A 22,826-nucleotide genomic window follows, 5' to 3' on the forward strand; every position below is an offset into this window, starting at 1 on the left:
CGGGGTCCCAACCCCGCTGGAGGTGCGTGTTGTCCGCTGTGCTCGATCTGCCCGCCGTCGCCCGTCCTGTTCTGCGCGTCGTCGGCGCGGGCGTTCCCGTTCCCGTCGCCGGTGGCGGCACCGTCCCGTACGCGAACCTCGACTACGCGGCGAGCGCGCCCTGTCTGGAGGCGGTGCGCGACGCGCTCGACGCGGCCCTCCCCTACTACAGCAGCGTGCACCGCGGGGCGGGTTACGCGTCGCAGGTGACGACGGACCGGTACGAGCACGCCCGCGAGGTCGTGCGCGCGTTCGTCGGCGCGTGGCGCCGGGACGCGGTGGTGTTCACGCGGAACACCACTGACGCGATGAACCTCCTCGCGCACGCCCTGCCGCGCGGGACCACGGTCGTCGTCTTCGAGTCCGAGCACCACGCCAGCCTGCTGCCCTGGGGACGCGGCAGCAGGGTCGTACGGCTGCCCGCCCCCGGCTCCCCCACGGCGGCGGTCGCGGCCGCCGGGGAGGCCCTCGCGGCGGCGCCGGCCGGGCCGCGCCTGCTCGTCGTCACCGCCGCGTCGAACGTCACCGGGGAGCTGTGGCCCGTCGCCGAGCTCGCCGCCGTCGCCCGCGCGCACGGCGCCCGCATCGCGGTGGACGCCGCGCAGCTCGTCCCGCACCGGCCGTTCGACATGGGCGCGCTCGACGTGGACTACGTCGCCTTCTCCGGCCACAAGCTGTACGCGCCGTTCGGGGCCGGGTGCCTCGTGGGCCGCGCCGACTGGCTGCGCGCCGCCGAGCCGTACCTGCTGGGCGGCGGCGCCACCGCGAGCGTCGGCGAGCGCGTGACGTGGTCCGCCGACCCGCAGCAGCGCCACGAGGCCGGCACGCCGAACGTCCTCGGCGTCGTCGCGCTCGCCGCCGCCTGCGAGGCGCTGACGGACTGGGACGGCCTCGTCGCCGAGGAGGAGCGGCTCCTGCGGCGGCTGCGGACCGGGCTGGCGGCGATCCCCGGCGTACGGGAGCTGTCGCTGTGGGGCGACCGGCACCCGCGCGTCGGCATCGTGTCGTTCGTCGTGGAGGGTCGCGGGTCCCGCGCCGTCGCCACGGCGCTGTCCGAGGAGTACGGGATCGGCGTCCGCGACGGGAAGTTCTGCGCGCACCCGTTCGTCCGGCGGCTCGTCGGCACGGGAGAGGGCGGCTGCGGCGACGGCGACGGCACCGCGCTGCGGGCGAGCTTCGGCATCGGCACGACGGACGAGCACATCGACCGGCTGCTGACCGCTTTGCGCCATCTGTCCCGTTAAGCGCGACGAACCGGAGGCGGCGCGGCGACGGCGGCGCGCCGCAGGTGGGCGGGCCGCGAACACCCGGGGGCGACCGCCGAGCCCGGATGCTCGCGATGGTGAAATGTGACGGATGAGACCGGTTAGTCCGGGTTGGTCCGATGGACTGCTGGTACTCGTGCGCACCGCCGGTTTGCTCCCGGTACGGTGGACACCTTGTGCAAAGAGCTTCCGGGGGGTGGCCGATGACCGACACATGGGAGCCCGCTAACCAACTCGAGCAGCAGCTTGGCGAGGTGCTGCGCGCCGGGGACCAGAACGCCTACTTCAGGCTGCTCGCCGTGGCCGAGCTCCTCGTCCCGGTGACGCAGACGGAGCCCGTCGCCTCCGGACAGCCCGCGTTCACGTGGCCGACCAGCGTCCACGAGGGGCGCACCCACGTGCTCGCCTACACGTCCGTCGAGGCGGCGCACCGCCACCTCGGCCCCGCCTACGAGCAGTTCGTACGGATGTCGCTGGCGGAGATGGCGCAGTCGTGGCCGGACGCCGACTGGTGGCTCGCGGTCAACTCCGGGCTGCCGATCGAGGGTTACCTGCCCGCCTGGTTCATCGGCCAGATCACCGCCGACCAGGCGAGGGCCGAGCAGCGGCCCCTCGCGCAGGAGGCGGGTCCCGCCCCGGCGGCCCAGCCGCCCTCCGTCCCTGAGCCGGGCACGCCTCCGGCCGAGCAGGGCGGCGACGGGCTTTCCCACGTCACCCCCGGCGGCCACGACACCGGCACCGGGCCGCACCCGTTCCCCGCACCGGCGGGGAACGACCCGCTCACGGGCGGCCACCCCGCACCCGGCGGGCACGACAGCGGCACGGGGCCGCAACCGGTTCCGTTCGGCAACGATCCGTCCACCGGTGGCCATCCCGCACCGGGCGGCCACGACAGCGGCACGGGGCCGCAACCGGTTCCGTTCGGCAACGATGCGGCCACCGGCGCACAGAGCGCCCCGGGCGGCGACGACGCGGGTTCCCGGCCGACGACGACCTGGCCGACGACGCTCGTCGACGTGCACACCGTCTCCGACGCGTACGACGCGCTCGGCTCACAGCCCGTGTCCGGCTCGCAGCCCGCGCCGGGCGGCCACTACGCCGGCCCGCCGGCGCCCGACCCGACGCCGGCCGCTCCCGTCGCCGGGCCCGCCCCGGCACCCGCACCACCGGCCGCGCCGCAGGGCACGGAGCCGCCCCCCGCCCGGGTACCGGCCGGGGACGTTCCGACGGTCTCCTGGCCGGACGTGCATCAGCAGCCGGTATCCGACGGCGGAACGCCGCCCGCGCCGCAGGCGCCCGAGCCCGGACCTCCCGCCGCGCCGCCCGCCGGTCACGCGCCGGCGCCCGGTCCGGACACCGCGCCGCCGTCCGGGGGCGGTACGCCGGTGGCGTACCCCTCGTTCACCACGGCGAGCGCGGTGCCGCCCGCACCCGGCACCCCGTACCTGGCCGAGACCGCACCACAGCCCATCATCTCCGGCGACGAGCCGATGCCCGCCGGCCCCGGCGAGGCCGCCGCCGCGCCCTCCCCCGAGGCCGCACCGGCCCCGGACCTCGGCCCGGCGCCGTCCCCGGACGCGGACGCCCGGCCGGCCCCTCACGCGCCGTCCTCCGACGTGTTCTTGATCCCGCACTTCACGGCGGGCGCCGAGTTCGTTCCGCTCGACGAGGAAGAGCGCCTGCTGTACGAGGCCGCCGCGCGGGACGACCGTGAGGAGTTCCTCCGGACGCTGCTGGGCGTACGGCAGATCTGGGTGCCCATGGTCGAGGGCGGCGACCTGATGCTGGGTCCCGGGCGACCGGGCTTCGAGTGGTACACCCGTGAGTCCGACGGCCGGACCGTCGTCCCGTTGTTCACCGGGCCGAGCCGGATGCGCGAGGCGATGGGCGGCCACCCGTTCGTCCTGTCCGACCTGACCAAGGTCCTGCGCTTCTGGCCCGACTCGGCGTGGGACCTCGTCCTCAACGACGGCTCCCCGATCGGCGCGACGATCCCCGGCGAGCGCATCACCGCCCTGTCGCGGCGGGTCGACGACGCGGCCGCGCAACGGCTGACCGGTGACTTCCCGGCGCAGAACGACGCCGAGCGGCGGCTGTTCGAGGCCCGGAACGACCCGGCCATGCGCCTGACCGTGCTGCTCGAGGCGTCCGTGTTCCTGCCCGTGTGGAGCCGTACGCCGCCGACGGTGCAGACCCCGCCGACCGACCCGGCGTTCCCGTGGTCGGCGGTCCCGGTCCGTGGCCGTACGTCGGTGCTCGTGTTCACCTCCTTCGACTGGATGAAGGAGGCGGTCGGCACGACGGGCTTCGTCATGCCGAAGTTCGCCGACCTCATCGCCACCTGGCCGGAGCCGAGCTGGGACGTCTCGGTCAACCCCGGCACCCCGATCGAGATCGCGCTGTCCGCGGAGGAGATCGGCGTGATCGCCGGCCGGCCCGCGACCCGGCCTCCCGAGGCGGCGCCCGGCGGTGTTCCCCAGGACCCGACGGCCGAGTCACCACAGACACCCACCACGCCACAGACACCCACCACGCCGGAAGCACCCGCCGCACCGCAGACACCCGCCGCGCCGCAGGCGCCCGCCGCGCCGGAAGCACCCGCCGCGCCGCAGGCATCGGTCGTGCCACCGGCACCCGCCGCGCCGGGAACGCCGGGAGCGCCTGTCGGGCCGGAGGCGCCCATCGCGCCGCAGCCGGAGCCCGCGGCGGTCGTGGAGGCGCCCACCGCCCCGGCCGAAGTGCCATCGGCCGAGCCGGCGCCGCTCCCGCAACCGCCAGCGCAGCCCGCCGCGCAGGAGACCGCGCAGTCCTCCTCTGACGGCGGCTTCACGATCATGCAGAAGGTCGTGGCCCACGACCAGGTCGCCTGGTATCTGGAGAAGGCGTACGACCGGGTCGCCGGCTTCGTGCACCGCGTCCCGGACGTCATCGACCTCAACACGCCCCGCCGGCTGTACGAATGCCTGGGCCTGGTCCGTGACGGGTCGCCGTTCAGCCCCGAGGACTCCGAGGTGCACATCATCCGGTGGCCGGCGTACCGCGCGGGTCTCTACCGCACGCCGTTCGGCGGCACGTCCGAAGACGCGCTCAAGGAGTGGGGCGAGGACGGCTGGGTCGTCGAGGCGCCGCCGTTCACCGGAGACGGCTTCGCCTCCGGCAGCGCGGGCAGCATCCCCGAGTTCAAGGTTGAAAGTTTCAGGCTGCCGCACGGTTCGGAGATGTACGCCATCAGCAGTGACGGGTCCGAGCGCTTCGTCGCGAGGTACGACGCGGATCGGCTCGTGTGGGAGAACGAGAAGTGATCAGAGACGGCTACGTCGCTCGCTGGCAGGGCGGCGATTACGACGCCGTGCCCGGTGTCGACGGTGAGGTCCGGCTGTACTCCGCCGTCCCGGCGGAGGGCTTCACCGAGATAGGGCCCGGCCGGTTCCTGCGGGTCGTCCGCGAGGACGAGGTCGATGACCTGCGCTATCTGCGCACCCGCTGCACCTGGCGCGGAGAGCCGTTCGTCGTCATCGGCGAACACGAGGGCTGGGTCCGCGTCGAGTACAGCGGCGGCCGCGCCCCCGTTGCATCCGCCCTGGGACTCGAACGAGTGGACATCGGCGTCTACCAGGCATGGGTCGCTCGGGACGAGATCACCGGGCTTCACCAAGAGCTCATCTAACGGTTGCTGCGATATAACCTCATTAGCGCGGTTGATTGATCGGCTTTGACGTGATCGCATGATTCGTACCCACCGCCCCTGGGTAGGCAGGGGTGGGCGTCTTTGCGGTGCGATTGGGAGGTTGTGAGCTGTGCTCGCACGATCGGCACGAAACCCGCTGGTCATGGTCCTCGGCGCAGGGATCGTCCTGATCGTCGGCAACGCCCCACCGGCCCTCGCCGCCGACGGCACGCCGTCCCCGGCCTCCGGGGACTCCTCGCCCTCGGCATCGTCGACCCCGACGAAGACCGCCGGCACGACACCTACTCCATCCCCGACGCCTAGTACGACCAAGGACCCGCTGGCGAAGCTGGACGTGAGGTTCGCGGGAACGTACCCGAATCCCGGACGTCCTGGTTCGACCTTCTCCATGGATGTCTACGTCACGGCGTCTGTCGCCACCGCGAAGAACGTCATCCTCACCCTCAGCGGAGACAGTCGCTCGAAGGTGGTGAGCGACAGCTCCGGCAAGCGCGTATACGACGTCGGCGATCTCACCCTCAAGCGGCGAGTCGCCGTCACCGTCACCGTGCTCTCGAACGCCAAGGACGGTACGGCCACCATCCACGCGTACGCCGACGCCGACAACGCCGACGCCGCCGAGACCAAGCTCTCCTTCTCGGTGAAGAAGCCGAAGACGACGTCGTCGCACTCCAACGGGTCCGGGTCGGGGTCCGGTGGCACCGGCGGGTCCGGGTCGAGTTCGAATACCGGGGGGTCGAGTTCGACGACGACTCCGTCCGGGAGCGTGAACAACAGCACCGGCACCAACACCGGGACCGGGACTACGGGGACGAACACCGCGCCGCAGACGGCCCCGCAGGCCGGGGCGAGCCTGCCGAACATCGATCAGCAGAACCAGGCGCAGAACCAGACGAACCAGGCACCGACGACCGCGCCGCTCCTCGAGAACGCCGGCAACTCGCAGTCGATGCAGAACGCCGCCGACGGGGAGAGCGAGCTGACGTTCGACAAGCTGGCCAGCACGCAGGCGGCGTGGCTCGCCGCACTGCTGGTGGCGTTCGGTCTCCTGCTCACCCAGGTGCGGCTCGGCAAGGCGCACAACCGCAACGTGAAGGCCGTTTCCAAGCCGAAGGGCGCGCACCGCAAGATTCGCGGTGGCACGCGCCGCGCCGGCTGACCCACGGCTCTCAGCACGCGAACGGCTCCGGTTCCGACCAACGTCGGGACCGGAGCCGTTCGGTCGTCCGGGTGACCGTGCGCGACCGCGCCGCGCGGGGTCAGTCCTCGATCCAGCGGCCGTGGAAGCCCATCGGCACGCGGCGCGGCAGCCGTACGGAGGCGACGAACTCGAGGTCGGCGGCGTCGAGCACGAGCAGCTCGGAGCCGTCGCCGGAGTGGTCGGTGACGATGGACAGCAGCCGGCCGTCGTCCTCGGCGCTCGCGCCGGGCGCGGGAACGTACACCGCCTCGCCGGGGGCGCCGCCCACGTCGCGGACCTGGGACGCGCCGGTGCGGGTGTCGTACTTGACGACGGCGTCGTTCGTCACCGTGTAGAGGAAGCGGCTGGACCGGCCCAGCCGGCTCTCGTTGAAGGTCGGGAACTCCACGTCGCGGTCGTCCAGCGGCTCTTCCTTGAGCGCGCCGACGGCCGGGTCCAGCGTCCAGCGGTGCAGGTGCGCGCCGCCGCTCGCGGCCGCCGAGGCGGCCGGGTCGGGGCTGCCGCCGATGCCCGACCAGAGGGCGGCGAAGCGGGCACGCGGGTACCGGACGGCGTCCAGGACGATCCGGCCGTGCTCGTCCTCGCAGGCGTTGCCGACGTGGAAGACGTAACACGGGTCGATGTCGTACCAGCGTGTGGTGCCGCCGTCCCGGGGCATCACGCCGAGCCGCGCGCCGTACGCCTCGTCCCAGCGGTACGGCATGCCGGCGCCGAGGAGCTCCAGGTCGAACACGACGGGCAGGTCGAGCCAGAGCACGTGCCGCTCGGTGACGGCGAAGTCGTGGATCATCGTGGGCCCGGGGACGTCCACGACCCGGCTCTCCACCAGTTCGCCGCGCGCGGAGAGCCGGTGGTAGGTGAGGTACGGCGGCGTGAATCCGTAGCCGAAGAAGTGCAGCTCCCCGGTGACCGGGTCCTCCTTGGGGTGGGCGGTCATCGCGGTCGTCAGTCTGCCGCCGAAGTCGCAGGGCCCGACCGTCTCCAGCTCGGGTGTCATCTCGTACGGCAGGCCGACCTCGACGAGCGCCAGGATGCGGCCCGCGTGCCGGATGACGCTCGTGTTGGCCGGCGTGGCGGTCAGGTCGACCCCCTCCCGTCCGGCGAACGGCGCTCCGTCGAGTCTGCGGGTGCGGACCCAGCGGTTGCGGTACCACTCGGCGCGGCCGTCGCGCAGGCGCACGCCGTGCAGCATGCCGTCGCCGGTGAACCAGTGCCCCGGGTCGCGGCCGGGCAGCGGGTTCGGGCCGTTGCGGAAGTACCGGCCGGTCAGGTCGGCGGGCAGCGTGCCGGTCACCGGCAGGTCGACGGCGTCGGTCTCGTCGGCGACCGGGGCCCTGAGCCCGCTGAGGTGGTCCGGAAGGGTCATCGTCGTCTCCAGGTCCGCCGGCTCGCCGGCCGGTGCGCTCGCTGAGGGGTGGGCGGTGGCGGTCGGCTCGTTCACCGGGCGAGGGCCTGGTGGCGGGCGGCGACGGCCTTCGGGTAGCGGAGGGTGAACAGCGCGGGCAGGGCGAAGGCCGCGACCTTGACGATGATGACCGCGGCCGTGGCGTGCGGCGCGGTGTGGGCCAGCAGCGCCAGCACGGCGCCCGTCACGGTGAACGCCGTCGCCCACACGGCGGTGATCACGGCGTTGACCCGGTAGAACAGCGGATTGTCGTGCATCTCCGGGGGCGTCATCGTACGGGCGATGCCCAGCGTGAAGGGGTGGCGTACGGCGAGGGAACCCCACGCGATCAGGGCGAGCCACTCGTCGGACACGGCCGATCCGTACGCGCCCAGCGGGGCCTTGGCGGCGGTGAACGCCGCGATGGCCAGCGCGCCGAAGAACACGACCGAGGTGGCCTCGATGATCAGCGCGTCCCAGGGCCTGCCGCGCCGGCGTTCGGCCGTCATGAGGAGCGCGGCCAGGACCGCCCCGACGAGCGCGCCGTACCGCGAGTCGTGCGGCGTGCTGATCACGGCGAAGGCGATCCAGGGGAGGAAGGTGCGGAGGTAGCCGAGCACCGGGGGCTCCTTGAGTGACGTTCCTGTTGTGACATGTCGAAAGTAGAACCTCCAGTGGCGACATGTCAATAGTGGAAGGTAAGCTCCGTGAGTATGAGTCTCCGTCACGCCGTACTCGGACTGCTGTCCTCAGGCCCCGCCAGTGGCTATGACCTGCTGAAGATCTTCGAACTCTCGCTCGCGAACGTCTGGCCGGCCACCCAGAGCCAGCTCTACGCCGAGCTCGGCCGGCTCGCCGACGCCGGGTTCGTCACCGTCGCCGCCGAGGGCCCGCGCGGCCGCAAGGAGTACGCGATCACCGACGCCGGCCGGGCCGAGCTGCGTCACTGGATGACCGAGGTCGAGCCGACGCCGTTCAACCGGAGCGACATGCTCCTGCGCGTCTTCTTCCTCGGCGAGCTCGACGCCGAGGAGGCCCGGGCCTACCTCCGCGGCCGGGCCGAGGCCGCGGACCGGCGGCACCGGGGGCTCGCCGAGCTACGGGAGGTCGTCGCGAAGGGCGACGACCCGCTGTCCGTCTACGGCCTCATGGCCCTCGAGTGGGGGCTCCGCTTCGCGGCCGTCCAGCGCGACTGGGCCGCGTGGGCCGAGCGGGAGCTCGACCGGATCCGCACGCCGGAGGACCGCCGCGAAGACCAGGGCTGACGACTCCGCGCCGATCCGAGCGCCGCGTCCCGGATCAGAGAGGGCGCATCAGCTCGTGGCAGGCGATCGCGGTGGCGGCCACCACGTTCAGGGAGTCGACGCCCAGATCCATGGCGCCGGCGCTCATCGGGATGCAGACGGGGTGGTCGGCCTCCCGCAGCCAGCGCGAGGACAGCCCGTCGCCCTCCGTGCCCAGCAGCAGGGCGACCCGCTCCCCCATCGGCGCCTTCTGCAGCGGGACGGCCGACTGGTCCGGCGTGAGGGCGAGCAGCGTGAAGCCCGCGGCGCGCAGGTCGGCGAGGCCGTCATGCCAGTCGGTCATCCGGGCGTACGGGATGGCGAAGACCGCGCCCATCGACACCTTCACCGAACGCCGGTACAGCGGATCGGCGCAGCGCGGGGACAGGATGACGGCCTCGACGCCGAGCGCCGCCGCGCAGCGGAAGATGGCCCCGACGTTCCCGTGGTCGACCAGGTCTTCCAGCACGAGAATCCGGCGCGGCCGCGCCCGGTCGGTGTCGTCTTCCGGGACGTCTCCGGCGGGGCGGGCACCGGCCAGCACGGCGGCGACCGAGGGCAGGGGCAGGCGTTCCATCGAGGCCAGGGCCCCGCGGTGCACCGCGAACCCGGTGATCCCCTCGACCACGTCGTCGTCGGCCACGTACACGGGGGCGTCGCCGAGGACGTCGGCCAGCGGCTCCACCCACCGCCGCGCCATCAGCAGGGACCGCACCGGGTAGCCGGTGGTGACGGCCCGCCGGATGACCTTCTCTCCCTCGGCCACGAACAGGCCGTGCTCGGCCTCCAGGCTCTTGCGCAGGTTGACGTCGCGCAGCCGCGTGTAGTCGGCGAGCCTCGGGTCGGTGGGATCGGTGACGGGGATCAGGCGGGCCATGGCCTCAGTATCGCGGGCGTCCTCCGCGGCGTCGGCGCTGGGCGGGCACCCGGGCCGGTCAGGGCAGGCGCAGGACGGTGAACAGCGCCCGGTGGTCGCTGCGCGCCTGCCCGTAGATCTTCACCCGCAGCACCGCGCAGCGCCGGTCGGCCAGCACGTGGTCGATGGTGATGGGCGGCAACGGCCGGAACGTCGGCACCAGGCCCTGCCCTCTCGCGTCCGCGGCGTCGACGTACCCGCTGTGGATGAGCCGCCGGAGCCGCGCGTGGTCGAGCGTGGCGTTGAAGTCGCCGGCGAGGATCCCGACCTGGCCGGCGGGCGTGGCGCGGGGCAGCCGGGGGAAGTCGTGCTGCCACGCGTCGAGGTCCGGGCCGACCGGGGCGGGCGGGTGTACGGCCGTCACTCGTACGGGTGCGGTGCCGGGCACGGCGACGGTGGCGCTCGGCATGCCGGAGATCGTCGGCCGCCGGACGGGCGACGGGGTGAGCGGGTACCGCGAGTACAGCCCGATGCCCGCCGCGCCGGGCTTCGGGTCGAGGATCCGGTACGGGAAGAGACGCCCGATCCCCGCCGCGTCGAGGCGGCCGGCCGCCTCGGGGGTGAACTCCTCGACGCCGAGGACGTCGGCGCGGGTGCGCCGGGCCAGGTCGACGAGGGTCGCGTCGCCCGCCCGGCCGAACCGCAGGTTCGCGGTGAGGACGCGGAACTCGGGCCCGCTCGCCCGCGGGGTGCCCCCGGCGACCGCGCGCGGCAGCACGATCCCCGCGAACACCACGGTGACCATCACGGCCGCGACGAACGCCGGCCGGTCCCGTACCAGGGCGGACACGGTGAGCGGGACCACCATCGCCGCGAAGGCGTACGGGACGGCGGCCATCGCCGGGATGAGGACCGGCGCGAGAGAGCCGATCCGGTCGGCGCCGAACAGGCGGGCGAGCGCCCACAGCGCGAAGCAGGCGACGAGGGACCGCGCGACGATCGCCCGTCCCCGGCGGCGCGCCCGTGGCGGGTCGGTCACCGCGGCCGTGAGCGAGTCCGTCATCCGCGCGCCTCCCCCGTGCTCATGCCGTTCTCCCCCACTCTGCCCGATCTCCCAGGTGGCGTGGCGGCGACGCGCGGCACGGGCACCGGCGGGCATGCCGCCGACGCCCGGTGAGGCGGGCGCCGGGGAGCATGTACCGACGGGAGGCGAAGGCGCGTGGAAGGCCGGACCGAAAGTGCCCCGCGGCATGGCCGGAACATTGACGGGCGTGCTGACAGCACGGGTCCACGGCGGGCGGACCACGCTGTGAAGTGGTCGGCGTTCCGGTGCCGGGGGACCGGCGTTCCAGGCGGTCGGAGGCGTTCGCCGACGGCCGCGTTCACCTGGGTGAGCGGGACGGAGAACCGGCGTCGGCGGGGCCGGACCCGGCCACCGGAGGACGATACTGGCGGGTATTCAAATGATCTTTACTCGGGTGACCTGCGGCATCGTGGTAAATGATCATCTTTGTTACCAATTGCGAAGACCGCTACAGTTCCGCTCTAACACTCATCCCTGACGCCGCGAGATGGGACAGCTGTGAGCCGACGTCGTCGCAACGACATGCCCCCGGGTGACATGCCCGGCGACGGCCAGCCCTATCGAGCGCCCCGAGACGGCGGCTCCCCGGGGAACCAGGCGCCGAGCGACGACCGGAGTCCCTTCGCGCCGCGCCGCCCCGAGTCGAGCGGTTCCCCGCAGGACGTCCCCGGCGACGGCGGCGGCCCGAGCGGGTACGGCGGCGGCCCGGCGGGCTACGGCACCCGCGGGCCGGGCGGATACGGCTCTTACACCGCCCCCGGTGAGCAGGACCGCTACGGCACGGGCACCGGCTCCTACGGCGAACCCGGCGGACAGGATCGCCGCGGAACCGGCGCGGGTCCCCGATCCGGCGCCGGCGAGGACCGTTACGGCACCGGCTCGTACGACTCCTCCTCCTACATCCAGGGCGGCGGGTTCTTCGGCAGGCAGGGCGGCGGCCTCCCCGGCCCGGGCGGCGGCTCCGGCTACGGCACCGGCCCCGGCTACGGCGGGGCGGGGTCCGGCTATGGCGGCGCGGGATCCGGCTACGGGTCGGGCCAGGGCGCGGGCGGCCGGGATCGCGGTCCGGGCGGGACCGGATCCGGTGGTCCGGGCGGATCGGGCTACGGGGGTACGGGGTCCGGAGGCTCGGGCTACGGAGGATCGGGCTACGGAGGATCGGGCCGGGGCGACGCGGGTGCGGGCGGGTCCGACGACGACCGCCCACGGTCCTCCGCTCCCGGCACGGGACGCCGCCGCGCCCAGCGCCGCCGTACGATCGGCGCGCTGGTCGGCCCGCTCGCGGGCGCGATCGGCCTGGCGATCCTGCTCGGCGCGGGGGTCTACGCGCTCGCCGACGGCAGCAAGTGCGGCGGCACCCCGATCAGCCTGAAGGTGGTCGCGGCGCCCGACATCGCGCCGGCGGTCAGCGACATCACCAACTCGTTCAACGGCGAGCGGCACTCCGTCGACGGCAAGTGCGTGAAGGCGACGGTGAAGGCCGCCGACCCGGCGGGCACGACCACGATCCTGTCCGGTCAGGGGACCGTGCCCGGTGACGTGACCCCGGACGTGTGGATCCCGGACTCCTCGCTGTGGGTCACCCTCGTGCGCAGTTCGCCCAAGGGCGCGTCGAGCGTGGACACCACGCCGACGAGCGTGGCCGAGACGCCGCTCGTCGTGGCGACCACCAAGTCCTTCGCCAACAAGATCAATGGCCAGGGCATCCGGCCGACCTGGGACATGCTGCTCAAGGCCACCGACGCCCTCGCCGCCGGCGCGGTCAGCAAGAACGACATGCTCCCGGCGAACTCGGTCCACCTGCAGATCCTCGACCCGACCCGGAACGCCGGCGGGCTCGGCGCGGTCGTCATGACCCGGATGCTGCTGCAGGGCGACCCGCACGCCGACGCGATCTTCACTCAGATCGCGCGGAAGGTGCAGAACAGCCTCTCCCCGAACACCCAGGCGCTGTTCGCCAGCTTCCACCGCAATCTGCACGGCCGGGCGCCCGTCGTCATCGCCCCGGAGCAGGCCGTCTGGAAGTACAACCGGGGGAGGCCGAGCGCGCCGGCCAGCGCCATCTATCCGAGCGAGGGCATGCTCAGCCTCGACCACCCGTACACGCTGACGACCGACGACGACACGAAGGTCCGCGCGGCGCAGCTGCTGGAGAAGTCGATGAGCACCGAGCAGGCGCAGGCCGCGGTGCGCGCCCTCGGGTTCCGCACTCCGGACGGACGGGCCGGCACCGGGTTCGGCGCGGCGAGCGGGGTGAGCCCGCGGATCCCCCGCGCGCTTCCGACGCCGGGGTCGAGCGACGTGACCGGGGTCATGCAGGCCTGGACGAAGCTGTCGCTGCGCACGCGGATGCTGACGCTGCTCGACGTGTCCGGGTCGATGGCGCAGCCGGTCGGCAAGGGCGTCACGCGGATGGAGGCGACCGCCCAGGTGGCCCAGGGCGGTCTCGCGATGCTGCCCGACGACACCGACCTGGGGCTGTGGACGTTCTCCACGAACCTCAGGGGGAACCAGGACTACCGGACCGAGGTGCCGATCGGCCCGCTGTCCACCCGGCTCGGGTCGGGGACGCGCCGCCAGGCCATCCTCAGCGCGCTGGGCCGGCTCCGGCCGAAGCCCGACGGCAACACCGGGCTGTACGACTCGGTGCTGGCGGCGTTCCGGTCGATGAAGAAGACCTACAAGCCGGGGTACTACAACTCCGTCCTCGTGTTCACCGACGGCAAGAACGACAAGGTGAACGGCATCTCGCTGAACGCCCTCCTCCGGACGCTGAAGAAGGAGAACGACCCGGCCGCGCCGGTCCAGGTCATCTTCATCGGCTACGGCCCGGACGTCGACATGGCCGCCATGCAGAAGATCGCCGCGGAGACCGACGGCGCGGCGTACCAGGCGATGAAGCCGCAGGAGATCCAGACCATCTTCCTGGACACGGTGGCGCGCCGCATCTGCACGCCCGAGTGTCACTGACCTGCGGGAATCCGGCTCGGCGCCCCGGAGCGCCGAGCCCGCCGAAAAAAATCCGGAATCTCTTTGAAATCCGGTGAACCTCCGTGGCCGCCGCTGCGTCTCTCTTACGGAGGCCCGACGGGAGCGGGGCGTCGGGCCTCCTTCTTTTTTCTCCGGGGGCGCGTCCGACACCACACCTCCGGGAGGTCGCTGTGGCCGGTTGGCCCAGTCTCGGTCGCGTCGATGACCGCCGGTTGGCGCAGGAGCTGCGCGCCGGCGACGCCACCGCGCTCGCCCAGATCTACGACATCTATGCGCCACGCCTGTTCGACTACTGTCACGCGCTGCTGCGGGACGAGAATCTGGCGGCGGAGGCGCTGCGCGACTCGCTGATCGTGGCGCTCGCGCACATCGACGGGCTGCGGGAGCCGGAGCGGTTCCGCAGCTGGCTCTACGCCCTCGTGCGCAACGAGTGCGTGCGGCGGCTGCGCGACCCGCAGACGCCCGAGGAGCGGCACCCCGCCGCCGAGGAGGCCGACGACGCGTTCCTCGACGCCGAGGAGCGCAACCGCCGCCTCGAGACCCGCAAGCTCGTGCACAGCGCGCTGGCCGGCCTGCCGGGCCGCCACCGCGAGGCCGTGGACCTCGCCGTCCGCCACGAGCTGGCCGCCGAGGAGCTGGCCGGCGTTCTGGGGATCTCCTCCCAGGAGGCCCTGGAGCTGGTGGCCGAGTCGCGCGACGAGCTCGACAACGCCCTCGCCGCCGCGATCATCGCCCGTACGGGCCGGGGCGACTGCCCGAGCGTCGCCGCGCTGGTGGACGAGCACGAGTGGCCGCTGCCGCCGGAGGTGTCCCGCAAGCTCGTCCGCCACATCACCTCGTGCCCGACCTGCCGGGACCGCCGCAAGCGCAAGGTCTCGACGAACCGGCTCATGCAGGTGATGCCCGTGGCCGCGCTCCCCGTGGAGCTGCGCGGCGTGGTCCTGGCGTCGGCGGCGCCGGACCTGTCCGAGGCCCGTGCGCGCGTCGCCCGGCGCGCGGAGCCGTTCGACGCCTGGGGCTGGCCGACCAGCCTCGACCACGTACGGCCGGCCCGCGACGACGACCGGCGCGGCGTTCCCCGCCTGTGGCCGGCCGTGTGCGCGGCCGCGTGCGTCCTCCTCGTCGCCGGGGCCGTCTTCCTGGTCACGGGCGGCTCGTCCGCCCAGCACCCGTCGGGCGGCGCCCGCCGTCCGGTCGCCGCCGGCACGGGCGCCTCCCCCTCCGACAGCCCGCCGGCCGACGACACCGGCGACTCCGGCTCACCGGACCCCACGCCGAGCGAAACGACGCCCACCCCGACCCCGACGCGTACGAGCAGGACGCCCACCCCGACGCCGACGGCGACCACGCGGAGGCCGGCGCCCACACCGACGCACACCCGGAGGCGCAGGTCGCCGAGGCCCGTGCCCGGCACGCTCGTGGTGGCCGCCGAGGGCTCAGGCGACGCGAAGACCGTCACGCTGACCGCCCGCAACGGCGTCGTCCACTGGACGGCGAGCGCCGGACCGTACGCCAGGATCGACGGTCCCACCGGCGGCAAGCTCCCGCCGGGACGGTCGGTCACGCTCGGCGTCACGGCCGACAAGGCCACCGCCTGCGCGCAGGAGACGCCGGTCGAGCAGGCGAGCGTCAGCTTCACGCCGAGCGGCGCGGTCGCGCTGTCCTGGACCTGCTGAACGCCCAGGTCGGACGGAAAATCCGATCTGGGAGTGATCGGGTCCTTACGCAACGGGCGGCCGGAGTGTCAGGATGCGGCCCATGACTCCTGACGTGGCCGCATTCCGATCCGCCCGTGACTTCCTGCTGGCGAACGCCGAGGACTACGAGACCGCCTACCGTGACTTCCGCTGGCCCGAGGTCGCCGAGTTCAACTGGGCGCTGGAGTGGTTCGACGGCGTGCTCGCCGCCGAGACCCCCGACCGTCTCGCGCTGTGGATCGTCGAGGAGGACGGTTCGGAGCTGAAGCTGACGTTCGCCGAGCTCGCCGACCGGTCGAGCCGGGTGGCCGGCTGGCTGCGGGCTCAGGGCGTACGGCGGGGCGAGCGGATCCTGCTGATGCTCGGGAACCAGGTCGAGCTGTGGGAGACGATGCTGGCGGCGATGAAGCTCGGCGCCGTCGTCGTCCCGGCGACCACCCTGCTGACCCCCGACGACCTGCGCGACCGGATCGCCCGCGGCGGCGTCTCGCACGTCGTGACCGGGGCGGCCGACACGGCGAAGTTCGCGGACCTGACGGGCGAGTGGACGAGGATCTGCGTGGGCACGGCGGACGGCTGGCTCGCGTACGGCGACGCCTACGGGCACGAGCCGTACGACGCGGCCGGGACGACGACGAACGCCGGCGACACGCTCCTGCTGTACTTCACGTCCGGGACGACCGCCCGGCCGAAGCTGGTCGAGCACACGTACGCGTCGTACCCGGTCGGGCACCTGTCGACGATGTACTGGATCGGCCTGCGCCCCGGCGACGTCCACCTGAACGTCTCCTCCCCCGGCTGGGCCAAGCACGCGTGGAGCAACGTCTTCGCGCCGTGGAACGCCGGCGCGTGCGTGCTGGTCCTCAACTACGCGCGGTTCAGCGCCCCCGCGCTGCTGGAGGTCATGCGGCGGTGCGAGGTGACGACGTTCTGCGCGCCGCCGACGGTGTGGCGGATGCTGATCCAGGAGGACCTGCGGTCCTGGAATCTGAACCTGCGCATCACCGTCGCGGCGGGCGAGCCGCTCAACCCGGAGATCATCGACCAGGTCCGCGAGCAGTGGGGGCTCACGGTGCGGGACGGCTACGGCCAGACCGAGACCACGGCGCAGATCGGCAACTCCCCGGGGCAGCCGCTGAAGCCCGGGTCGATGGGCCGTCCGCTGCCGGGGTACCGGATCGCGCTCATCGACCCGGTGAGCGGGGAGCCCGCCGACGAGGGCGAGGTGTGCATCGACCTGTCCGAGCGCCCGGTCGCGCTGATGGCGGGGTACCGCGACGCGTCCGGGCGGACGGACGAGGCGATGGACGGCGGGTACTACCACACCGGTGACGTGGCCTCCGTGGACGCGGACGGCTACGTCACGTTCGTGGGGCGCACCGACGACGTCTTCAAGGCCTCGGACTACAAGATCTCGCCGTTCGAGCTGGAGAGCGTGCTGCTGGAGCACGAGGCGGTCGCGGAGGCCGCCGTCGTGCCCGCCGCCGACCCGGTGCGCCTGGCGGTGCCGAAGGCGTACGTCTCGCTGGCCGCCGGTCACGAGCCGACGGCCGAGACCGCGCGCTCGATCCTGGCCCACTCCCGGCAGCGGCTGGCCGCGTACAAGCGAGTGCGCCGCCTGGAGTTCGGCGAGCTGCCGAAGACGATCTCCGGGAAGATCCGGCGGGTCGAGCTGCGCGGGCTGGAGGATGCGGACCGGCGCGCCGGCGAGTACCGCGAGGAGGACTTTCCGGACCTGAGGTCCTGACGGTTTCGGTCACTCAGCGTCAGGTTTTCCTGCACGACGCGAAAAGTGATCACAGAGCGTTGCCCACTATGCCGCATTCGCCACCAAAACTGACCTATCACCCCTTGATCGATGGCAGGATGCGTAAACCGAAGACGCCCCTGGGGCGTCTGTGTCGCTTGTGGCAGGTGAGCAACGGGAGGACATGTGGCCGGGTGGCCGACCATCGACAGGGCCGAGGACCAGCGGCTGGCGCAGGCACTCCGGGCGGGCCACCCGACCGCCATGGCCGAGATCTATGAGGCGTACGCGCAACGGCTGTACGACTATTGCCACGTACTGCTCCGCGATCAGGAGCTGGCCGCCCAGGGCCTGCACGACTCGCTGATCATCGTGCAGGAGCGGGGCTCGGTGCTACCGGATCCCCGGCTGTTCCGAGGCTGGCTGTACGCCGTGACGCGCGCCGAGTGCCTGCGACGCCGCGCCGAGACCGGAATTCCCGAGGACCGGCGGAAGGCGCGCGAGGCCGAAGGTCTCGTGGAGATCGACGAGTCGACCCGCCGGCTGGTGCACGCGGCGCTGATGGTGCTGAGCAGCGCCCAGCGCGAGTTGCTCGATCTGGCGCTCCGTCACGAGCTCGACCCGCACGAGCTCGCCGAGGTGCTGAACACGACGCCGCAGGACGTGACGTTGCTCGTCGAGCAGGCTCGCAACGACCTGGACGACGCCTTCGCCGCCGTGGTCGTCGCGGCGACCGGGCGCGACGACTGCCCGAGCGTCCCCGCGCTGGCGGGCCCGGCGGATCGGCCGCTGGACGCCGAGGCCTGTGGCCGGCTGGCCCGCCACATCGGGAACTGCCCGATCTGCGGCCTGCGCGCGAATCGCAAGGTGGCGACCGCCCGGCTGCTGCACGCCATGCCGATCGCGGCCGTGCCGGCCGGCCTGCGCGCGCGCGTGCTCGGCACCGTGACGCCCGAGCACGCCGGCCTGCGGGCGGCGGTCGCGGGGCGCTTCGACCCGCCGCGGCCGGCGCCGCACGCCGACGAGTTCGACGATGACGAGACCCGTCGCAGGGCCGGGATGTGGGTCGCCCTGGGAGCGGCCGCCTGCGCCGTGCTGGCCCTCACCGGGGTCTTCCTCGTGCTACCCGGCTCGGGCGGTAAGGCCGACTCAGGCAACCAGGCCGCCGCCGCACCGTCCAGCGGCTCGCCGAGCGGTGATCCGTCCGAGTCCTCCCCCACCGGCCCGTCACCGAGCAGGTCCGAGAAGCCGCACACGCCGACCCCGACACCCACCCCCACGCCGAAGAAGAGCAGGACTCCGAAGCCGATGCACACTCTCGGCAGGCCCAGGACCACCGCTCCGGCCCCGGCGTCCTCCGCCCCACAGCCGTCGTCCACCACCGGGACGCTGACCGTGGCCGGATGCGACATGCGGTATTCCGGCCGCTGCAAGGTCCGGGTGACCGCCAAGGGCGGTCCGGTGCACTGGGCGGTGAGCGGCACCAATGGTGCGGTCCAGGCCAGCGGCGACGGCGACCTGGGCGCCGGAGACTCCGCGTACGTCACGGTCTCGCGCACCTACAAGGACTGGTGCTTCACCGAGAACACCGGGTCGGTGTCCTTCTCGCCGGGCTCGTCGGCCGACGTGCACTGGGACTGCTGACACCGGCCGGCTCCGCACCCCGACGCACCGGATTTCGGCCACACCCGGCGAGAATCTCCACGCTCCACAACCGGCGGCGAAGCGTAGCCGGCGTGAACACATTCGTGGCGGAAGCCAGCCATAAGGCGGGTGTTAGTGGCAGTATTCGGGAACTGACGGTGCGCCTGGGACATCTGGGCTCTGCGGGATGAATCGAGCAGTGGGGAGGGTGACGTGGCCGGGTGGCCGAGTATCGACAGGGCCGAGGACCAGCGGCTGGCGCGGGCACTCGACGCCGGGGACACCAACGCCATCGCGCAGCTCTACGCCGCGTACGCGGAACGGCTGTTCGACTACTGCCACGTCCTGCTGCGCGACCAGGACAGCGCCGCGCAGGCCGTACACGACTCGCTGATCGCGGTGCGGGAGCGTATCGCCGCGCTTCCCGACCCCCGGTTGTTCCGGGGCTGGCTGTACGCGACGACGCGCGCCGACTGCCTGCGCCGCCTGTCGCACGGCGAGCTCCCGGCGGAGCGCCGGCGGGCGCCGGAGAGCGGCGCGGACGGCCTGGACCCGGCGACCCTCGAGTTCCTCCGCGCCGCGCTCGCGGTGCTGGAACCCGCCCAGCGCGAGGCGCTCGACCTGGCGATACGGCATGAGCTGGACCCGCACGAGCTGTCCGAGGTGCTGGGAACGACGCCGCAAGAGACCTCCGTGCTCGTCGAGCAGGCGCGGGGCGACCTCGATGCCGCGTTCGCCGCGGTCGTCGTCGCGACGACCGGCCGCGACAACTGCCCGACCGTTCCCGCGCTGGCGGGCCCGCCGGGCGAGCGGCTCGACGCGGAGCGGTGCGGTGAGCTGGCCAAACACGTCGCCGGCTGTCCGATCTGCGCCCTGCACGTGAACGGCGCGGTCGCCACCGACCGGCTGCTGCGGGCCATGCCGGCCGCCGCCGCCCCCGCGGACCTGCGCGGGCGCGTCCTGGCCACGGCGTTCTCCCCCGAGCACGCTCCGACCCGGGCGACGATCGCGATGCGCTTCGAGCCCCCGCCGCCGCCCGCCGAGCCGGCGCCCGAGAAGCGGCGCCGCACGGCCACGCCCGTGTGGCTCGTCGGCGGAGCGGCCGCCTGCGCCGTCCTGCTCCTGTGCGGGTTCCTGCTCGTGTCCTCCGGGTCGGGCGGCTCGAACGGCGAGCGGCCCGCCGGCAGCGCCGCCGCCGCCTCCACCCCGGGCGGATCCCCGACCGACGACGGCTCGATGACCTCGCACGCGGCGAGCGCCACGCCCACCAAGTCGGAGACGCCGACGCCCACGCCCTCCGCCACGCCGAGCTCGGCGACACCGACACCGACGCCGACGAAGTCCAAGCACGCCAGGACCACCGCCCCGACCCACCACACCAGGCCGCCCGCCGGTCCCCCGCCGACGCACCCGAAACCCCCCTCGCAATCGCAGCCGGGCAGGCTCGTCGTCTCGGGGTGCAACATGGGCTACGGCTACACGTGCCAGATCACCCTGTACGCGGACGGCGGCCCCGTGACCTGGGCGGTGGTGGACACCTACCGCGTCAGCACCGGCGGCAGCGGGAACCTCGCCGCGGGCACGAGCACCTCTCTCTCCGTCAGCCGCGGCGACCGGTGCGGCCGGGGACAGGGCTCGGTCACCTTCTCCTCGGGCGCCGTCGCCTACATCAGCTGGCGCTGCGGGTACTGACCCGCCGGGTGCCCGGCCGGCGCCGCCGGGTGGTCCCCGGCCATCGCCGCCGAGTGGCCATACCGGTGGCGGTGCCGGGACCGTACGGTCGGTCCATGGACCTGCCTGGCAAGAAGGCGCTGCTGCGCGCCCTGCACGAGAAGCACCCGGACGACCGGGGACTCCCCCTGATCCTGCCGAACGCCTGGGACGCCGTCAGCGCCCGCGTGCTCGTGGACGCCGGGTTCGCCGCGATCGCGACCGCCAGCGCCGCGGTGTCCGCGAGCCTGGGCTACGGCGACGGGGAGGCGGCGCCGTACGCGGAGATGTTCGCCGCGGCGGGCCGCGTGACCCGCGCCGTGGACGTGCCGGTGTCGGTCGACGCCGAGGCGGGGTACGGCCTGCCGCCGGCCGAGCTCGCCGACCGGCTGCGCGAGGCGGGCGCCGCGGGCTGCAACCTCGAGGACACCGCGCACGGCGCGCCGGGCGCGGGCCGCGTCCTCGCCGACGTGGCCGCGCAGGCCGAGCGGATCGCCGCGCTGCGGGACGCCGACGGCGAACTGTTCATCAACGCCAGGGTCGACGTGTACGCCACGGCGGCGCTGCCCGACGCGTCGGACGCCGAGCGTCTGGAGGAGGCCGCCGGCCGCGCCCGGGCCTACGTCGACGCCGGAGCCGACGGCGTCTTCGTCATCGCGGTCTCCGACGAGAAGGCCATCGCCGAGCTCGCCGACCGGATCCCCGCGCCGCTCAACGTGCTGTACCGGCCCGGCATGCCCTCCCTCGCCCGGCTCGGCGAGCTGGGGGTGCGCCGGGTGACGTTCGGGCCCGGCCTGCAGCGCGCGACGCTCACCCTGCTGGCCGGCCTCGCCGGGCGGCTCCACGCCGGCGAGACCCCTGACCTGTGACGGCGGCCCCGATCCGCCGTGCGGATCGGTGACTCAGCCCTCGTCGAGGGTGCGGTGGGCGCGGTCGAGGAGGATCGGCACGGACGCGCCGATCTGGTCGAAGCCCTCGCCCACCGTCGCCTTCTGGAGGTACCGGACGTGGATGCCCTCCAGCACCACGGCCAGTTTGAAGCAGCCGAACGCCACATAGAAGTCCAGGTCGGCCAGGTCGTACCCGGTGGCCGAGGCGTAGCGGTCGGCGAACTCCCCGCTCGACAGGAAGCCGGGCGCGGTCGTGACGGTGGAGCCGACGGGGATCGCGCCGCGCTCGTCGTCGCCGGGATCGGTCCAGTAGACCAGCGTCAGCCCGAGGTCGGACAGCGGGTCGCCCAGCGTGGACATCTCCCAGTCGACGACCGCGGCGATCTCGGGTTCGGGCGTCAGGCGCACGAGCGCGTTGTCGAGGCGGAAGTCGCCGTGCACGAGGCCGCTGATCCCGTCGCCCGGCAGGCGGGCGGCGAGCCGCTCGACGAGCCGCTCGTACGACGCGCGCACGTCGTCGCCGGCGGTGGGGTCGGCGGGGAAGGAGGCGTCCCACTGCTTGCGCCAGCGCGCGAGCTGACGGGTCATGTACCCCTGCGGGCGGCCGAAGCCGGAGAGCCCGGCCTTGTCGACGTCGAGCAGGTGGATGGCGGCGAAGGCGTCCGCCAGGCGCTCGCTGAGGGCGCGGGCCTGCTCGGGGGTGACGTCGGCGGCGTCCTCGACGGTGCGCAGCACCCTGCCCTCGACGTGCTCCATCACGTAGAAGGGCGCGCCGATGACGTCCTCGTCCAGGCACAGCGCCAGCGGGGTGGGCACCGGCACGTCGCTGCCGGTCAGCGCGGACAGCACGGTGTGCTCCCGGCGCATGTCGTGCGCGGTGGGCAGCACGTGGCCGAGCGGCGGGCGGCGCAGCACGACGCGCCGGTCGCCGAGCCGGAGGAGGTAGGTCAGGTTGGACCGGCCTCCGGCGAGCATCTCGATGCCCGTGACGGGGGCGTCGCCGCCGGGCAGGTTGTCCGCCAGCCAGGACGACAGGCGCGGGACGTCGATCCCCGGTACTCCGGCCACCTGCTCGGCCATGAGACCTCCTTCGTCCATGAGCCCCTCCCCTTCGGTCCGCGGCGCACGGCCGGCCGGTCGCGCGCCGCTCAGCGCCCACCAGGTCGTGCGCTGCTCAGCGCCTATTAGAACGCGACTCGGGTCGGGGACGCCAACCGGCCCGGCTCCGACCGGATCCGGCCGGAGGGGGCAACGAAGAGTCACCAGGGGTAGGCATTCGACCCGTTGGGGTATCAGGAACTAGAAAGGTGACCGTCACCCTCAAATGCGCCTTAAGTGGGGCGAATT

At 73.4% G+C, this 22,826-nt stretch carries 16 protein-coding genes; 11 read left to right on the plus strand and 5 right to left on the minus strand.

The annotated features are described in order from the left end of the window. Window positions 1-29 precede the first annotated feature (29 nt). The 4 genes from NE234_RS36765 to NE234_RS36780 all read left to right on the plus strand — a co-directional run bounded on the left by NE234_RS36765 (window position 30) and on the right by NE234_RS36780 (window position 6,151). Window positions 30-1,283, plus strand: a complete 1,254-nt coding sequence (locus tag NE234_RS36765; protein ID WP_256530021.1) for an aminotransferase class V-fold PLP-dependent enzyme — start codon at window positions 30-32, stop codon at window positions 1,281-1,283. Between the two features lie 224 nt (window positions 1,284-1,507). Next, window positions 1,508-4,606, plus strand: a complete 3,099-nt coding sequence (locus NE234_RS36770; protein WP_252785568.1) for an SseB family protein — start codon at window positions 1,508-1,510, stop codon at window positions 4,604-4,606. Further along, window positions 4,603-4,971 (plus strand): hypothetical protein, encoded by a 369-nt coding sequence (locus tag NE234_RS36775; protein WP_252785569.1) that lies wholly within the window; start codon window positions 4,603-4,605, stop codon window positions 4,969-4,971. Before NE234_RS36770 ends, NE234_RS36775 begins: the two co-directional genes overlap by 4 nt. A gap of 130 nt (window positions 4,972-5,101) precedes the next feature. Next, window positions 5,102-6,151, plus strand: coding sequence for a hypothetical protein (locus NE234_RS36780; protein WP_252785570.1), 1,050 nt, complete (start codon window positions 5,102-5,104; stop codon window positions 6,149-6,151). A gap of 100 nt (window positions 6,152-6,251) precedes the next feature. Here NE234_RS36780 and NE234_RS36785 read toward each other — a convergent pair whose 3' ends face one another. Beyond that, window positions 6,252-7,634: a carotenoid oxygenase family protein gene (locus tag NE234_RS36785; RefSeq protein ID WP_252785571.1), complete on the minus strand. Its 1,383-nt coding sequence runs from the start codon at window positions 7,632-7,634 to the stop codon at window positions 6,252-6,254. Then, window positions 7,631-8,197, minus strand: a complete 567-nt coding sequence (locus tag NE234_RS36790; RefSeq protein ID WP_252785572.1) for a hypothetical protein — start codon at window positions 8,195-8,197, stop codon at window positions 7,631-7,633. The genes NE234_RS36785 and NE234_RS36790 overlap by 4 nt, the downstream gene beginning before the upstream one ends. A gap of 93 nt (window positions 8,198-8,290) precedes the next feature. Here NE234_RS36790 and NE234_RS36795 point away from each other — a divergent pair, with 93 nt between their 5' ends. Further along, window positions 8,291-8,842: a PadR family transcriptional regulator gene (locus NE234_RS36795; RefSeq protein ID WP_252785573.1), complete on the plus strand. Its 552-nt coding sequence runs from the start codon at window positions 8,291-8,293 to the stop codon at window positions 8,840-8,842. Between the two features lie 34 nt (window positions 8,843-8,876). On the opposite strand, the gene NE234_RS36800 is transcribed toward NE234_RS36795, so the two are convergent. Both NE234_RS36800 and NE234_RS36805 read right to left on the minus strand, forming a co-directional pair. Continuing rightward, the gene (locus NE234_RS36800; RefSeq protein ID WP_252785574.1) at window positions 8,877-9,737 is read right to left on the minus strand and encodes a TrmH family RNA methyltransferase; all 861 of its coding nucleotides are present in this window, start codon (window positions 9,735-9,737) and stop codon (window positions 8,877-8,879) included. A 58-nt stretch (window positions 9,738-9,795) separates the two neighbouring features. Next, window positions 9,796-10,779, minus strand: a complete 984-nt coding sequence (locus NE234_RS36805; protein ID WP_252785575.1) for an endonuclease/exonuclease/phosphatase family protein — start codon at window positions 10,777-10,779, stop codon at window positions 9,796-9,798. Window positions 10,780-11,298: 519 nt separating this feature from the next. On the opposite strand from NE234_RS36805, the gene NE234_RS36810 reads away from it, so the two are divergent. The 6 genes from NE234_RS36810 (at window position 11,299) to NE234_RS36835 (ending at window position 21,458) form a co-directional block, all read left to right on the plus strand. Then, entirely contained in the window at window positions 11,299-13,770 is a 2,472-nt protein-coding gene (locus NE234_RS36810) for a substrate-binding and VWA domain-containing protein (protein WP_252785576.1), read from the plus strand. 233 nt (window positions 13,771-14,003) lie between these two features. Then, complete coding sequence (locus NE234_RS36815; RefSeq protein ID WP_252785577.1) at window positions 14,004-15,467, plus strand: sigma-70 family RNA polymerase sigma factor; 1,464 nt, start codon at window positions 14,004-14,006, stop codon at window positions 15,465-15,467. A gap of 82 nt (window positions 15,468-15,549) precedes the next feature. Next, entirely contained in the window at window positions 15,550-17,235 is a 1,686-nt protein-coding gene (locus NE234_RS36820; RefSeq protein ID WP_252785578.1) for an AMP-binding protein, read from the plus strand. A gap of 186 nt (window positions 17,236-17,421) precedes the next feature. After that, window positions 17,422-18,879: a sigma-70 family RNA polymerase sigma factor gene (locus NE234_RS36825; RefSeq protein WP_252785579.1), complete on the plus strand. Its 1,458-nt coding sequence runs from the start codon at window positions 17,422-17,424 to the stop codon at window positions 18,877-18,879. 213 nt (window positions 18,880-19,092) lie between these two features. Beyond that, the gene (locus tag NE234_RS36830) at window positions 19,093-20,571 is read left to right on the plus strand and encodes an RNA polymerase sigma factor (RefSeq protein ID WP_252785580.1); all 1,479 of its coding nucleotides are present in this window, start codon (window positions 19,093-19,095) and stop codon (window positions 20,569-20,571) included. 95 nt (window positions 20,572-20,666) lie between these two features. Beyond that, on the plus strand, window positions 20,667-21,458 hold the full coding sequence (locus NE234_RS36835; protein ID WP_252785581.1) for an isocitrate lyase/PEP mutase family protein: 792 nt from the start codon (window positions 20,667-20,669) through the stop codon (window positions 21,456-21,458). Window positions 21,459-21,491: 33 nt separating this feature from the next. Here NE234_RS36835 and NE234_RS36840 read toward each other — a convergent pair whose 3' ends face one another. Further along, window positions 21,492-22,559: a phosphotransferase family protein gene (locus NE234_RS36840; protein ID WP_252785582.1), complete on the minus strand. Its 1,068-nt coding sequence runs from the start codon at window positions 22,557-22,559 to the stop codon at window positions 21,492-21,494. Between the last annotated feature and the right edge of the window lie 267 nt (window positions 22,560-22,826).

Origin of the sequence: Actinoallomurus rhizosphaericola, assembly GCF_024055675.1 — a bacterium.
In the GTDB taxonomy this organism is placed as follows: Bacteria; Actinomycetota; Actinomycetes; order Streptosporangiales; family Streptosporangiaceae; genus Actinoallomurus; species Actinoallomurus soli.